12 protein-coding genes and 1 riboswitch are annotated in these 14,782 nt (G+C 34.7%); of the genes, 11 read left to right on the top strand and 1 reads right to left on the bottom strand.

Features of this window, described 5'->3' with window-relative positions; genetic code table 11:
• Positions 1-116 precede the first annotated feature (116 nt).
• The 11 genes from uvrC to N4A68_09825 all read left to right on the top strand — a co-directional run bounded on the left by uvrC (position 117) and on the right by N4A68_09825 (position 13,811).
• The gene (gene uvrC / locus N4A68_09875) at positions 117-1,991 is read left to right on the top strand and encodes an excinuclease ABC subunit UvrC (GenBank protein MCT4564598.1); all 1,875 of its coding nucleotides are present in this window, start codon (positions 117-119) and stop codon (positions 1,989-1,991) included.
• A gap of 147 nt (positions 1,992-2,138) precedes the next feature.
• Positions 2,139-3,056: an HPr(Ser) kinase/phosphatase gene (gene hprK, locus N4A68_09870; GenBank protein MCT4564597.1), complete on the top strand. Its 918-nt coding sequence runs from the start codon at positions 2,139-2,141 to the stop codon at positions 3,054-3,056.
• A gap of 258 nt (positions 3,057-3,314) precedes the next feature.
• Positions 3,315-3,788 (top strand): NAD(P)H-dependent oxidoreductase subunit E, encoded by a 474-nt coding sequence (locus N4A68_09865; GenBank protein MCT4564596.1) that lies wholly within the window; start codon positions 3,315-3,317, stop codon positions 3,786-3,788.
• A 136-nt stretch (positions 3,789-3,924) separates the two neighbouring features.
• Positions 3,925-4,293 carry a (2Fe-2S) ferredoxin domain-containing protein gene (locus tag N4A68_09860; GenBank protein ID MCT4564595.1) on the top strand — a complete coding sequence of 123 codons (369 nt, stop codon included), beginning with the start codon at positions 3,925-3,927 and terminating at the stop codon, positions 4,291-4,293.
• A gap of 114 nt (positions 4,294-4,407) precedes the next feature.
• On the top strand, positions 4,408-6,198 hold the full coding sequence (gene nuoF, locus N4A68_09855) for an NADH-quinone oxidoreductase subunit NuoF (GenBank protein ID MCT4564594.1): 1,791 nt from the start codon (positions 4,408-4,410) through the stop codon (positions 6,196-6,198).
• A gap of 36 nt (positions 6,199-6,234) precedes the next feature.
• Positions 6,235-8,037 (top strand): NADH-dependent [FeFe] hydrogenase, group A6, encoded by a 1,803-nt coding sequence (locus N4A68_09850; protein ID MCT4564593.1) that lies wholly within the window; start codon positions 6,235-6,237, stop codon positions 8,035-8,037.
• 632 nt (positions 8,038-8,669) lie between these two features.
• A complete protein-coding gene (locus N4A68_09845; GenBank protein MCT4564592.1) occupies positions 8,670-8,915 on the top strand; it encodes an iron-only hydrogenase system regulator in 246 nt (81 codons plus the stop codon).
• Positions 8,916-8,958: 43 nt separating this feature from the next.
• Positions 8,959-10,332: a [FeFe] hydrogenase H-cluster radical SAM maturase HydG gene (gene hydG / locus N4A68_09840; GenBank protein ID MCT4564591.1), complete on the top strand. Its 1,374-nt coding sequence runs from the start codon at positions 8,959-8,961 to the stop codon at positions 10,330-10,332.
• Between the two features lie 58 nt (positions 10,333-10,390).
• On the top strand, positions 10,391-11,701 hold the full coding sequence (hydE, locus tag N4A68_09835; protein MCT4564590.1) for a [FeFe] hydrogenase H-cluster radical SAM maturase HydE: 1,311 nt from the start codon (positions 10,391-10,393) through the stop codon (positions 11,699-11,701).
• Positions 11,701-12,927 carry a [FeFe] hydrogenase H-cluster maturation GTPase HydF gene (gene hydF, locus N4A68_09830; GenBank protein ID MCT4564589.1) on the top strand — a complete coding sequence of 409 codons (1,227 nt, stop codon included), beginning with the start codon at positions 11,701-11,703 and terminating at the stop codon, positions 12,925-12,927. Before hydE ends, hydF begins: the two co-directional genes overlap by 1 nt.
• A 170-nt stretch (positions 12,928-13,097) precedes the next feature.
• Positions 13,098-13,811, top strand: coding sequence for a hypothetical protein (locus N4A68_09825; GenBank protein ID MCT4564588.1), 714 nt, complete (start codon positions 13,098-13,100; stop codon positions 13,809-13,811).
• A 117-nt stretch (positions 13,812-13,928) separates the two neighbouring features.
• On the opposite strand, the gene N4A68_09820 is transcribed toward N4A68_09825, so the two are convergent.
• Positions 13,929-14,420: a MogA/MoaB family molybdenum cofactor biosynthesis protein gene (locus tag N4A68_09820; GenBank protein MCT4564587.1), complete on the bottom strand. Its 492-nt coding sequence runs from the start codon at positions 14,418-14,420 to the stop codon at positions 13,929-13,931.
• 163 nt (positions 14,421-14,583) lie between these two features.
• A riboswitch (molybdenum cofactor riboswitch) is annotated at positions 14,584-14,702 on the top strand.
• The last annotated feature ends 80 nt before the right edge of the window (positions 14,703-14,782 follow it).

Below are 14,782 nucleotides of genomic sequence, written 5' to 3'. Positions count from 1 at the left end.
TTCAGTATAGACTTTAACTTATACTATGAAAACCCTATACTGTATAATTATATTAGATTTTAAATTATTAATCAATTTTGAAAAAATATAAAACTCAACAAGAGGTGCATAAATATATGTTTGATATAAAAGAACAATTAAAAAGGCTTCCTGAGAAGCCTGGGGTATATATTATGAAGGATGATATGGGGGAAATTATTTATATAGGGAAATCTAAATCCTTGAAAAATAGGGTGAGTCAATATTTTAGATCTCGAAAAAGTCATCCCCCTAAGGTTGTAGCAATGGTAAAATGCGTCAAAGATTTTGAATATATTATTACCGATACAGAGGTAGAAGCATTGATATTAGAAGCAAATCTAATTAAGAAACATAAACCTAGGTATAACATTCTACTAAAGGATGATAAAAACTACCCATATATTAAGGTTACAGTAAAGGATAAATATCCAAGGGTAATAAAAACAAGAAAGATAATTAAAGATAATGCAAGATATTTTGGACCCTATATAAGCGTAGATTCAGTAAATAAAACCTTAGAAACCATAGCGGAATTGTTTCCCTTAAGAAAATGTAATAGAAATCTTGAGACTAATAAAGAAAGACCTTGCCTTAACTACCATATAAAAAAATGCTTAGGGCCCTGTAATGGAGGAACAAGCCATGAAGAATATATGGAAATCGTAGAGCAAGTATTGCTTCTTCTTGGAGGCAAGCATGATATATTAATCCACGAGCTAGAAGAAAGAATGATGAGGGCATCAAAGCAATTAGACTTTGAGACAGCAGCAAAATACAGGGATAGAATAAAGGCCCTTAATAATTTATTAGAACGACAAAAAGTGATTTCAGCGTCTGACGCCAATCAGGATTATGTTTCAATGGCTAGAAGTTTAGATAGAACATGTGTCATGATTTTCTTTGTACGAGATGGTAAGTTAATCGGTAGAGAACAGCATGTCCTAGAGGGAACAGAAGAAGTGGAAAGAGCAGAAATACTAAGCACATTTATAAAGCAATTTTATTCAGGAGCGGCTTTTGTTCCAAAGGAAATAATGGTAGATGAAAATATATATGATAGTGATTTAATTGAGAGCTGGTTGTCACAAAAAAAAGGAAGTAAAGTTCAATTAAAACAGCCGTTGAAGGGAGAAAAAAGGAAACTTGTTGAGTTGGTTCATAGGAATGCACTAGAATACCTAACAAAGTTTGAAGAAAAAATTAATAATGAAAAGAAGTATACTCAAACAGCTTTAAGTGAACTAATGGATTTACTAAACTTAGAAAATCCTCCTAAACGCATAGAAGCCTATGATATTTCAAATATCTATGGGGTCTTTTCCGTAGGTTCCATGGTAGTTTTTGAAAATGGAAAACCACTAAATAGTGGTTACAGAAGATTTAAAATAAAGACTATCGAAGGCCCCAATGACTACGGAAGTATGCAGGAGGTATTATATAGAAGATTTAAAAGGGGAATTGAAGAAAAACAAATGCTTAAGGAGCAAGGGCTATCATATATTGAGGGGAAATTTTCATTTTTTCCCGATTTAATTTTAGCTGATGGAGGAAAAGGGCAAGTAAAAGCGGTGAAGGATGTACTTTATGCTTTAGGGGTCAGTATTCCAGTAGCAGGTATGGTAAAGGATGATAAACACAGAACAAAGGGAATAATATTTGAAAAAACAGAAACATATCTTGATAAACACAGCGATGTATTTAGGCTTGTTGCAAGAGTGCAAGAAGAAGTTCATAGGTTTGCTATAACCTATCATAAAACAATAAGGGACAAGGCTTTAATCCAATCTGTGCTAGATGAAATATCGGGAATAGGTAAAAAAAGAAAAAGCGAATTATTAAGGCATTTTGGTTCCGTAGCAAATGTTAAGAAAGCTTCTATCGATGAATTATTAGAGGTTGATGGTATGAATGAAAAAGCTGCAAAAAATGTCTATGACTTTTTTAGAAGAACACAAGGCGGTAAAGTTTAAAATGAATTAATTTTATGTATTTTTCAACAATTACTTTACAAAATTATTAATCAATTATAATATGATGTTTATAGAATTAGATGATATTAATTGAAACCTGGGTCTTAAAGAATGACCATATGGAAAATAATATAGGTGGTGTATACTTTGAAGAAATTGCCGATTAGAAAACTCATTAAGGATTTAAAATTAGAGATTGTAAATAAATGGACTGATGATTCTAGGGAAATTTTGACAAGTGAGGTTAATAGGGTGGGACTTCCATTAGCTGGTTATTTTGAGAACTATGGATTTGATAGAGTTCAAATAATTGGAAAGGCTGAATGGACCTATTTTTCTAAGTTATGTGATAAGTTTAGAAGGGTAAGAGCAAGGGAGCTGATGAAACGAAACATACCATGCTTGGTTGTAACAAGGGGATTAGATCCACACTATGAATTAATTGAAGAAGCGGAAAAAAATAATATACCGATTTTAAAAACCTGTATGGCCACTTCAAAGTTTGCCAGTAGAACAATATCTTACCTTGAACACGAATTGGCACCAACCACTACATTACATGGTGTTTTAGTTGAAGTAAATGGTATAGGAATACTTATTTTAGGTGAAAGTGGTGTCGGCAAATCAGAAACTGCCTTAGAGTTAGTAAAAAGGGGACATAGGCTTATAGCCGATGACGCTGTGCAGATTAGAAAGGTTGATGAATACAATCTTTTAGGGACTGCACCGGAAATAATAAAATATTTTTTAGAAATAAGAGGAATAGGAATATTAGATGTTGCAAAGCTTTATGGTATGGGAGCAGTGAGAGATAAAAAGGTTATTGATTTAGTAGTGCAGCTAGATACGGATGATGCAAATACCTATGAGCGTTTAGGCATTGATGAAGAATATATTGAAATTTTAGAAGTAAATGTTTCAAAAATAACTATTCCAGTTAGACCGGGAAGAAATCTTGCTGTGATTCTTGAAGCCGCAGCTAGAAATCATAGACAAAAAGAAATGGGCTACAATGCAGCAGAGGAATTAAATATTAGATTAATAAATCAGAATAATGAAGTATAATAGTATACAAATTTTAGTAGGAAAAATCCATTGTAATAGAAAAAATAAAGTGTTATAATCTTAACAAAAGATGGTTAAAAAAGATAAAATATTACAAAATATGACATGGAATATCATTAGAATACAATTTTTGTAATAAGTATACAAGGATACAAAAATATTTTATAACTATAATTGATTTTTCATATAAGTATATAGTAAAATGTATACGATGGAGAGAGTTATTTTTACTTAAGTAAGAATGAAAGGAGATGTGACATGGCTAAGGATATCTTGACAAAAGAAAATTTTAACAAACTAAGTGAAGTGATTGAAGCTAACAAGGAAAGAAAAGGTGCATTAATGCCGGTACTTAATGAAGCTCAAAATATATTTGGAGCTGTACCACTTGAAGTACAAAAGGTTATATCAAAGGGTTTAGACATACCTGTGGCAGAAATTTATGGGGTAGTAACATTTTATTCACAATTTTCACTTGAACCAAAGGGACAATATGTAATAGGAGTATGTTTAGGTACAGCATGCTATGTAAAGGGCGCACAAGCTATTATTGACAGAATAAGCAGAGATTTAAATGTAGAAGTAGGAGGAACATCAGCAGACGGCAAATATACTTTAGAAGCTACAAGATGTATCGGAGCATGTGGACTTGCACCAGTATTAACGGTTAATGAAGATGTATACGGGAAATTAGTTGAATCAGATGTTCCTGGTATTTTGAAGAAATATTAATTTGATATTTAACAAACTAATATAAAAATAAAGTAATTTAACACCAAATTTGAAATAATTTAGTAATTATAGAGCAAATACCCTAATAGATACTGGGGAAATTTATAAAAATGAAACTATTTAGGGAGGTTAAAGAATGAAATCATTAGCAGAATTAGCTAAGATAAGGGAAGAAGCCCTAAAAAAGGTGGATATTAGAAAAGAAAGAAAGGGTACAAGAATAGTAGTTGGTATGGCAACGTGTGGAATATCAGCGGGGGCAAGACCTGTACTTACGGCATTATTGGAGGAAGTTAAGAAAAGAAATTTAACAGACGTAGAAGTAACGCAAACGGGATGTATAGGTGTCTGTAAGCTAGAGCCAATCGTGGAAGTTTATAAAGAAGGCGAAGATAAGGTAACATACGTGGATATGAGCCCAGAGAAAGCGAGAAGAGTAATAGCTGAACACATAGTAAATGGAAAAGTGGTTTCAGAGTGTACCATAGGAGCGTATGAGAAATAGAAGGAATTAGGTTGCGTATATAGGAAAGGGCCTAATAATATCAGTTATTGTATATAGGAAATCGATAACCTAGTCCTAGATGTAATGCTAGAAAGATTAAAGGGAGGTAAAAAAATGGAATTATATAGATCACACGTACTGATCTGTGGAGGAACAGGATGTACATCATCAGGATCTACGAATATAGAAGAGAAATTCGTGTCAGAATTAGCAAAACACGAGCTTACAAATGAAGTTAAACTAGTAAAAACAGGATGTTTTGGACTTTGTGAAGCAGGACCTATAGTAATAGTATACCCAGAAGGATCATTTTATAGTCATATAAAGGTTGAAGATGTAGAAAGAATAGTTGAAGAGCATTTATTAAAGGGCAGAATAGTTAAGGATTTATTACATCAAGAGTCAGTAGAAGAAGATACTATAAAATCAATTAACGAAGTGGGCTTTTATCAGAAGCAAAAGAGGGTAGCACTTAGAAACTGTGGAATTATAAATCCGGAAGTAATTGATGAATATATAGCAATGGATGGATATAAGGCATTAGGAAAAGTGCTTACGGAAATGACACCGGAGCAGGTAATAGAAGAAGTAAAGGCATCTGGACTTAGGGGCCGTGGCGGTGGAGGATTTCCAACTGGACTTAAGTGGCAATTTGCCTATGGCTCAAAGGATGATCAAAAGTATGTAGCGTGTAACGCCGATGAAGGAGATCCAGGGGCATTTATGGATAGAAGTGTACTTGAGGGTGATCCCCATGCTGTAATAGAAGCAATGGCTATAGCTGGATATGCCATAGGAGCAGATCAAGGGTATGTTTATGTAAGGGCTGAGTATCCAATAGCTGTGAATAGACTTGAAATAGCTATTGCACAAGCAAAGGAATACGGATTACTTGGTAAGGATATATTTGGAACAGGTTTTAACTTCGATTTAGAAGTAAGACTAGGAGCAGGGGCTTTCGTATGTGGAGAAGAAACTGCATTACTTCAATCTATCGAAGGAAAACGTGGTATGCCAAAACCAAGGCCACCGTTCCCTGCTGTAAAAGGATTGTGGAATAAGCCAACATTATTAAACAATGTTGAGACATATTCAAATATACCACAAATCATGTTAAATGGTTCGGAGTGGTTTGCATCAATTGGAACAGAAAAATCTAAAGGAACAAAGGTATTCGCTTTAGGTGGAAAGATAAATAATACAGGATTAGTTGAAATACCCATGGGAACAACATTAAGAGAAGTAATATATGAAATAGGTGGGGGAATACCAAAGGGTAAGAAATTTAAAGCGGTACAAACCGGTGGACCATCTGGAGGATGTATTACTGCTGATTATTTAGATACACCAATCGATTATGATAACCTAATAGAGCTTGGATCAATGATGGGTTCAGGTGGTATGATCGTAATGGATGAAGATAACTGTATGGTAGATATAGCGAGATTCTTCTTAGACTTTACTGTGGATGAGTCATGTGGAAAATGTACGCCATGTAGGGAAGGTACAAAGAGAATGCTAGAGATTCTTGAGAAGATAACTGAAGGCCGGGGTGAGCCAGAGGATATAGATAAATTAGAGAACTTAGCGAAGACAATCAAATCCGCATCATTATGTGGTCTTGGACAAACAGCACCTAACCCAGTACTTTCTACATTGAAATACTTTAGACATGAATATGAGGCTCATATTTATGATAAAAAATGTCCAGCGGGAGCATGCAAATCATTATTACAGTACACAATCACAGATGCGTGTAAAGGATGTACATTATGTGCTAAGGCATGCCCAGTAAATTGTATAAGCGGAGAAGTTAAGAAAATACATGAAATAGATCAAAGTAAGTGTATCAAGTGCGGAGCTTGTATGGAAAAATGTCCATTTAACGCTATTGTTAAGAAGTAGAATCGGTTAATCTATTTGGATAAGGAGAGGTGAAAAATGGAAAAAGTTACTTTAACCATAAATGGTAGGCAGATTGAAGTACCAAGCACTTATACTGTACTTGAAGCTGCGAAAGAAGCTGGAATAGATATACCTACACTTTGCTATCTTAAGGATATTAATGAAGTAGGGGCCTGTAGAGTATGTTTAGTAGAGGTGGAAGGAGCTAGAAGCTTACAAGCATCTTGTGTTCTTCCTGTAAGAGACGGAATGGTAGTTAAAACTAATACTAAGCACGTAAGGGAGACTGTAAAAACTACTGTTGAATTAATATTAGCAAATCACAACAGAGAATGTTTAACATGCTTTAGAAATAGAAACTGTGAATTACAGACATTAGCAGAGGAATTGGGAATACAAGAAGTACCCTTTGAAGGTGAAAAGAGAGTTAGCACTGTTGATGATTTATCCCATTCTATAGTAAGGGATGCAAGTAAATGTATCCTTTGTGGAAGATGTGTTAATGTATGTAGAAAAGTTCAAGAAATTGGAGTGCTTGACTTTACAAATAGAGGCTTCAAGACCGAAGTTGCCCCTGCTTTTGATAAGAGTATGGCTGATTCACCATGTATTTACTGTGGACAATGTATAGTTGCATGTCCAGTTGCAGCATTAAGAGAAAAGTCTGATATTGAAAGAATATGGGATGCAATAGAAGACCCTGATACCCATGTATTGGTTCAAACTGCACCTGCAGTTAGAGCTGCCCTTGGTGAGGAATTTGGATTGCCAATAGGAACTAGAGTAACGGGTAAAATGGCTGCGTCATTAAGAAGACTTGGATTTAATAAAGTGTTTGATACTAACTTTGCGGCTGACCTTACAATAATGGAGGAAGGCCATGAATTATTAGATAGAATCCAAAATGGTGGAACTTTACCTATGATTACTTCATGTTCTCCGGGATGGATAAGATATTGTGAATTCTACTATCCAGAGTTTTTAGATAACCTATCAAGCTGTAAATCACCACATCAAATGATGGGCGCAGTACTAAAATCATACTATGCTGAAATGAATAATATTGATCCTAAGAAGATATTTGTAGTTTCAATAATGCCTTGTACTTCTAAGAAGACAGAGTCTGCAAGGGAAGAAATGGAAGTAAATGGCTTGAGGGATGTAGATGCTGTTCTTACCACTAGAGAACTTGGAAAAATGATTAAGCAAGCTAGAATCAAGTTCTTAGAATTACCCGATGAAAAATTTGATGAGGTATTCGGTGAATACACTGGAGCAGGGGTTATATTTGGTGCTACTGGTGGGGTTATGGAAGCAGCGCTTAGAACTGTAGCTGATGTGTTAACAGGTGAAGATTTAGAGGATATAGAATATAATGTTGTTAGAGGCGTTGAAGAGGGAATTAAGGAAGCTGAATTAGAAATAGCTGGAAATAAAATCAGAATAGCTGTTGCCCATGGAACAGCCATGGCATCTAAGATTTTAGATATGGTTAAAGCCGGTGAAAAGGACTATCACTTCATCGAAATTATGGGATGTAGCGGTGGTTGTGTAACCGGTGGTGGACAGCCCCAGGTTCCTGCTAAGGTACTAATGGATGTAGATGTAAGAGTAGAAAGAGCCAAGGCGTTATATGAAGAAGATACGATAATGGAAGAAAGAAAATCCCATAAGAATCCTATGATTCAGAAGCTTTATAATGAGTACTTGGGTAAACCAAATAGTCATAAAGCCCATGATCTTTTACACACTCACTATCATAGGAGAGAAATATATCCAACTGAGGAAAAGTGTAATTGTTCCTCGGTTGACGAAGCCGCATGCGGATGTGATAAATAAAAAAATAAAAGCGTAGATGGTTCTCATCTACGCTTCAGATTGTTGACAAAGTCAACAAGATGGTAGGCTGCTGAAAAATCTGAAGTTCGATGCGTGCTGAAACTAAGAGGCCGCAGCGTATATAGACATACGTAAGGGTTCTTGATTTCAGCAACAACGAAGAAATTCGGGTTTTTAGGTAGCCTAAAGCGTAGATAGTTTTCATCTACGCTTTTGTTAGTTATATGATGATAGATTTTGGGTATATATAAATATATTCTGACTAATGGATTTGATTCATTAGGAGGAAAAAAATTGGAACTAATTGCAAGGATATATTCTGAGCAAAAGGTAGAAAATGTGGAAGGTTAAGTATAGCATTTTATCTAAAACTTTCTAAGAGGTAAACATTTTTTATCTTTTAGGGAGTTTTTTTGCATTTTGCTTTCTTGTATATTGAGGAAATTGCATAACTCTTACTTGGCAGAACCTGATATGCGAATATCATCCTATATTTAATTGCTTAAGATATAAGCATATTTGATGGTATAGCTATTGGGATTTTAGAACTGCATATGGTAGATAGTTTTTGTAGAAGGTAATTATGCAATTTGCTCTATTGATATTTAAGGTTGGCTAAAGGGGTGTTAATAATGGATAAGAGAATAGGTGTGGTAGCCATAATAGTAGAAGATTCCCATAGTATAAATAGGGTGAATTCAATTCTTTCGAGCTACTCTGAATTGGTTGTTGGAAGAATGGGTGTGCCCTATAAAGAAAAAAATGTGAAGGTAATATCAATAATTGTAGATGGAACCACAGATGATATTGGAGCCATGACTGGAAAACTTGGAAGATTAGATGGGGTAACGGTGAAGAGTGCGCTTACGAAAAAATAGTATTCCAAAACAACAAATACAAAAACTACAGGAGGTAATGCAAATGAATACTCAAAATATCATTAATGAAAGCCATATTAACGAATTATTAGAAAACGCTAAGAATGCTTCTAAAGACGACGTAATTAAAATAATAGATAAATCCAAGGAATGTTTTGGATTAACATTTAAAGAAGCAGCAGTTCTTTTACAAATTGAGGATGAGGGATTATTAGACTCTATGTTCCAAACAGCTAAGTATATCAAAGAAAAAATTTATGGCAATAGAATAGTGGTTTTTGCCCCACTTTATACAAGTAATGAGTGTACTAATAATTGTCTATATTGTGGGTTTAGAGCTGAAAACAAAGAGTTGCACAGAAGAACCTTAAATGTTTCTGAGGTGGTGAATGAAGCAAAGTCAATTGAAGACCAAGGACATAAAAGAATCCTTTTAGTATGTGGAGAAGATGAAAGAAAGACGGATGTTGATCATATTGTAGATTCCGTTAGGGCAATATACGATGACACAGATATCCGAAGAATAAATGTAAATGCTGCTCCAATGAAGGTAGAGGACTTTAAGAAGCTTAAGGATGTTGGCATAGGAACCTATCAAATATTTCAAGAAACATATCACAGAGGAACCTATAGGGTTATGCATCCAACTGGGTCAAAATCAAATTATGATTGGAGGTTAACTGCACTTGATAGGGCCTTTGAAGCCGGTATAGATGATTTGGGAATTGGTGTGCTTTTGGGACTTTATGATTATAAATTTGATGTGCTGGCCACATTAGTTCATTCAAACTATCTGGATAATAAATATAATGTAGGACCCCATACTATTTCGATACCTAGATTGAGACCTGCACATAATTCAGGGCTTGAGGAGGTACCATACCCTGTTTCTGAGAAGGATTTAAGGAAAATCGTTGCGGTTTATAGATTAGCCGTACCCTATACGGGGATTATTTTATCTACTAGGGAAAGTGCTGAGCTTAGAGATAAGCTACTTGAACTAGGGGTATCTCAAATATCGGCGGGTTCTAAAACAAATCCCGGTGGATATGAAGAAGATGATAGAGAAGCAACCCAATTTGAAACTAGTGATGAAAGAAGTGTAGATCAAATGCTTCAGGTAGTAACTAAACAAGGTCATCTTCCAAGCTTTTGTACTGCCTGTTATCGTGCAAAAAGAACCGGTGAAGCTTTTATGGAACTAGCTAAGGATGCCCATATCCATGAATTTTGCCATCCCAATGCGATTTTGACCTTTAAGGAATATTTATTGGACTATGGTTCTGATGAAATTAAAGGGGGCGGAGAAAAGCTTTTAGAAAGAGAGTTAAATAAAATATTGGATAAAAGGATAAAGGATGAAACCATTAAAAGACTTAATAAGATTGAAAAGGGAGAAAGAGATCTTTACTTTTAAGCATAAACTCAAGTTCAACGATTAACGAATACTATAGAGATCACTATTGGAGGTTACTATGACTAAAGAAGTAATTAATCATTACCTCATAATGGCAGGCTCAACAAGTCATATGCTTAGAGGAGATAAATTATTAAAGGATAAGGATATAGAGACATCCCTTGTACCTGCTCCATCGGAATACGGTACAGTATGTGGAACAGCTATAAGAATAAGAAACAAAGATAAGGAAAAATCAGAAAAGCTATTAAGAAGTAATGGTATTTCTATTGAAGGAGTATATCCAGATAAACCTAGAAAACTTGTGGGCCTAGTAGAAAAATTAATGGATTCTGTTATATCAGAAGAATTTATGGCTACTTTAAAAAAAATAGAGGAGGGTGAAGAATTAAAATTTCAAGATATTGTAATACTCCTTAGTACCGAAAGAAAGGCTGAAAAAGATGCTCTTTTCCATGCAGCCGATAGAATGAGAAGAGAAATTGTTGGAGATGTGGTCGATATAAGGGGAGCAGTGGAATTTTCTAATTATTGTCGTAAAGACTGTAGGTATTGTGGAATCAGAAGAAGTATAGATGATTTAAGTAGATATAGGATGGGTGAGGATGAGATTATGGAGATTGTCCACCATCTCCATAGAATTGGACTTAAAACAGTAATTTTACAATCTGGAGAGGATTTATGGTGGACACCTGATAAAATTTCATACCTTGTAAAAAGGGTGAAAAAAGAAACTAAAATGAATATTACCCTTAGTATAGGAGAAAGACCGAGGGAAGAATATGAGCTATATAAAGAGCTTGGGGTTAACAATTTTCTCTTAAAAATAGAAACAACTAATAAAAAATTATTTGAATTTATCCATCCAGATGATGACTTTGATCATAGGGTAAAGTGTTCTACATGGCTTCGTGAATTAGGATATCTGAATGGATCAGGAAATATTATAGGACTTCCGGGACAAACAATAGAAGATATAGCTAAGGATATCTTATTCTTTAAGGAAATGGGAATAAATATGATTGGTATTGGTCCCTTTGTGCCATCTAAAGGAACACCCCTAGAGGGATATCCCCAGGGGAGTATAGATATGACCTTAAAAGCAGTGGCTGTTACAAGAATAGTATGTAAAAGGGTATTCATACCGGCGACAACAGCCCTTGCATCATTAGATTCAGATGGTCAGACAAAGGCGCTAAAGGCTGGAGCAAATACAATTATGCTTATAAATACACCTAAGGAATATAGACATAACTACCAGATATATAGTGATAAAAATATGGTGGATCTACAGTCTGCCTTTAAGGCCGTGGAGGAAGCTAGGAGAAAAATGCCACCATACCTTAAAGTTAAAAAGGAGGAGTTATAGTGCAGGATACACCTAGAAGCAATAGACTTCATATAGCTATTTTTGGTAAAAGAAATGCTGGGAAATCAAGTTTGATTAATGCAATAACGAATCAAGATATAGCTTTGGTTTCAAATGTGGCGGGGACAACAACCGATCCCGTATACAAAGCCATGGAAATATTACCTATTGGACCGGTAGTTTTAATTGATACTGCGGGCTTAGATGATGTGGGGGAGTTGGGAGAATTAAGGGTTAGGAAGACCTATCAAGTATTAAATAAGACTGAGCTTGCCCTAGTTTTAATAAATAGTGAAGATGGAGTTACGGATTATGATAAGGAAATAATATCAAGAATAAGGGAAAAGAAAATACCACTAATTGGAGTAGTTAATAAGATAGATATTAAGGATATTGACGACGAAGTTTTAAAGATATGGAATAAAGAGTATGATATCCCTTTTATTAAAGTGAGTGCAGCAACGAAGAGGGGTATTGATGAGCTTAAAGAAACCATAATAAAAGTTGCAAATCTAAAGAAGCATGAAAAGGTGATAATTGGGGATTTAATTAGTCCCCATGATGTAGTTGTACTTGTTACCCCAATTGATAAGGCGGCTCCAAAGGGAAGACTCATACTTCCACAGCAGCAAACAATAAGGGATGTTATTGACCACGGTGGAGTAGCATTAGTAACTAGAGAAACGGAATTGAAGGATGCCCTTAAAAGCTTGGTCAAAAAGCCTAAATTAGTAGTAACAGACTCACAGGCATTTGCAATAGTAGATAAAGATACCCCAAGGGATATTACACTAACTTCATTCTCTATATTATTTGCAAGATATAAGGGAGATCTAAAAACACTAGTGGAGGGAGTAAGTAAAATCAAGGAGCTTAAACATGGAGACAAGGTTCTGATCTGTGAAGGATGTACCCATCATAGACAGGATGGTGATATTGGAAGGGATAAAATTCCAAGATGGCTTGAAAATATAGTGGGTGGAAATCTAAACTTTGAATGGACTTCGGGAACAGCATACCCTGAGCCGAAAGAAATGAAAAAATACAATCTAATTATCCATTGTGGTGGATGCATGTTGAATCCAAAGGAAATGGAGTTTAGAATAAATCAAGCAAAGGAAAATGGTATGCCAATAGTTAACTACGGGGTACTAATAGGATATGTAACTGGAGTTTTAGAAAGAGCCCTTGATCCATTCCCCGAAATTAAATCGTTGATATATTGAGTTATTAAGAGGACTTATATGTCAAAAATATTTTCATATAAGTCCTTTTTTAATATGAAAAGAAGGTTCCCTATTATTAATAAATTATTAAGATAAAATATAAAGGAAATACATAATGGGAGTAGAACTATTATAGATTAGCACAAATACCATAATGAAAGAGGGAAAACATGACTGAAAATAAAAACAATATTACCAGATACATACTATTTATTATATTTGGCCTTTTAATTTTGGGCAATACCAATAATAATCCTGATACATTTATTCAAAGAATATTTAAGCCAATTAGGTTTGGTGATGGGGTAGCCATCTTTTATGCCGCACTTATTCCAATGATTATTATATGTAAAGGATTAAAGGGAATCTATGATCATAGGAAAATACAAATGCTGGATACACGAACCAAAAGAATAATTACAATGATTGTTCTATTGATTATATTCTCTAATTGTTGGGATTATGGGTTGAAAGCTTATAAGGGTCTAGCCGGTGGATTAAATTCTATTTATTGTGATAGAGATAATATATGGCTCCATGCCGAGGAGATCAATGAAAATCAAGTTAGGCTAACTACTATCATTAATCTTGAAAATTGTGGGTTTAAAGATCAAGAATTCTATATGAAGATTAAGATTCCAAGAGAATGGAAGGACTATATTGATGAAGAAGAGATAATCTTCATGGAGATACACCGAAGTACAAATGATAAAATATATATGAATAAAAGAGAACGAACTGGTGTTAGAGTTGAAGCTATGGCCACATGTAGAAATAGCACATATAATAAAAATTCATATTCTACTAGGACTATAGGAAATTTTGATTTTATATTATTTAATGAAGATGAAGAAGTAATGTTTATAGGGAGAGATGAGTTATAAAACGGGACTGTGTTAAAGGACAAATCCCTTTATTCAGCCCCAGAGAATTAAGAATGAATGAAGCCTTAGGTCTTGGAATTCCAAATAACTAAGGTATTCGTCATTCCAAGAAACCATCTACTTTCTAGCACATTCCCCTGCAATCCCCTTAAGTATCTCCAACCCGTGCTGTAAAGCAGTAAGAATAAATTCTAGATTTTCTTTAACCGCCTTTGGGCTTCCAGGAAGGTTTATGATCAAAGTTTCTCCTCTTATACCTGAAACTCCTCTGCTCAGCATGGCTCTTGGAGTGATTTGGAGACTATAATATCTCATTGCCTCTGAAATTCCTTGTGCCTGTCTATCGATGACATCTAAAGTAGCTTCCGGTGTCCAATCCCTTGGTGAAAAGCCTGTACCACCCGTTGTAAAAATTAAATCTAGCTTGAGATTGTCACACATATTTATAATTTCTTTAGAGATTTCATATCTTTCATCGGGAAGTATGTTCCACGTTTCAACTTTGTAACCATTTGAAGACATTATTTCTTTAATCAATTCACCGCTTTCGTCTTCACGCTCCCCTTTAAAGCCTTTATCACTGGCTGTGATTATCCCCACTTTGAACATTATCTCCACCATCCTTTTAATTTAAATATCATCAATACCCTTAGTTATTCCTAATAAAATATTAACACTAATTTTTCACATAAACAATTAATTTGCTCCATGTAATGAATATTGTAAAGCTTGTACACAATATGATATAATTAATAGGTAAAATTAAGAATATTTTGTCACATTTTTCCGAGTCTATAAATCTAAGGAATTGACTATGATCTATAGACCCATGGGTATAAAGAGAAATCCTTATGCCTCCCGTGATTGGAAAGGAAAATGGTAACAGCGATCGAGCATTCCTTTCTCAAGGAGTGTTTTATTATTTTTTGTATCAAATATAATCAAAGTTTTTTGTAGTCAAAATAGAACGG

Origin of the sequence: Maledivibacter sp., from assembly GCA_025210375.1 — a bacterium.
Taxonomy (GTDB): domain Bacteria; phylum Bacillota; class Clostridia; order Peptostreptococcales; family Caminicellaceae; genus JAOASB01.
Note: the sequence above shows the minus strand (reverse complement) of the source record. Positions and strands in the feature narration are given on the sequence as shown.

Coding starts and splice junctions, on each gene's coding strand:
- uvrC (MCT4564598.1), top strand. CDS start 117: ATGTTTGATATAAAAGAACAATTAAAAAGGCTTCCTGAGAAGCCTGGG.
- N4A68_09825 (MCT4564588.1), top strand. CDS start 13,098: ATGACTGAAAATAAAAACAATATTACCAGATACATACTATTTATTATA.
- hydE (MCT4564590.1), top strand. CDS start 10,391: ATGACTAAAGAAGTAATTAATCATTACCTCATAATGGCAGGCTCAACA.
- hydG (MCT4564591.1), top strand. CDS start 8,959: ATGAATACTCAAAATATCATTAATGAAAGCCATATTAACGAATTATTA.
- nuoF (MCT4564594.1), top strand. CDS start 4,408: ATGGAATTATATAGATCACACGTACTGATCTGTGGAGGAACAGGATGT.
- N4A68_09820 (MCT4564587.1), bottom strand. CDS start 14,420: ATGTTCAAAGTGGGGATAATCACAGCCAGTGATAAAGGCTTTAAAGGG.
- N4A68_09845 (MCT4564592.1), top strand. CDS start 8,670: ATGGATAAGAGAATAGGTGTGGTAGCCATAATAGTAGAAGATTCCCAT.
- N4A68_09865 (MCT4564596.1), top strand. CDS start 3,315: ATGGCTAAGGATATCTTGACAAAAGAAAATTTTAACAAACTAAGTGAA.
- N4A68_09860 (MCT4564595.1), top strand. CDS start 3,925: ATGAAATCATTAGCAGAATTAGCTAAGATAAGGGAAGAAGCCCTAAAA.
- N4A68_09850 (MCT4564593.1), top strand. CDS start 6,235: ATGGAAAAAGTTACTTTAACCATAAATGGTAGGCAGATTGAAGTACCA.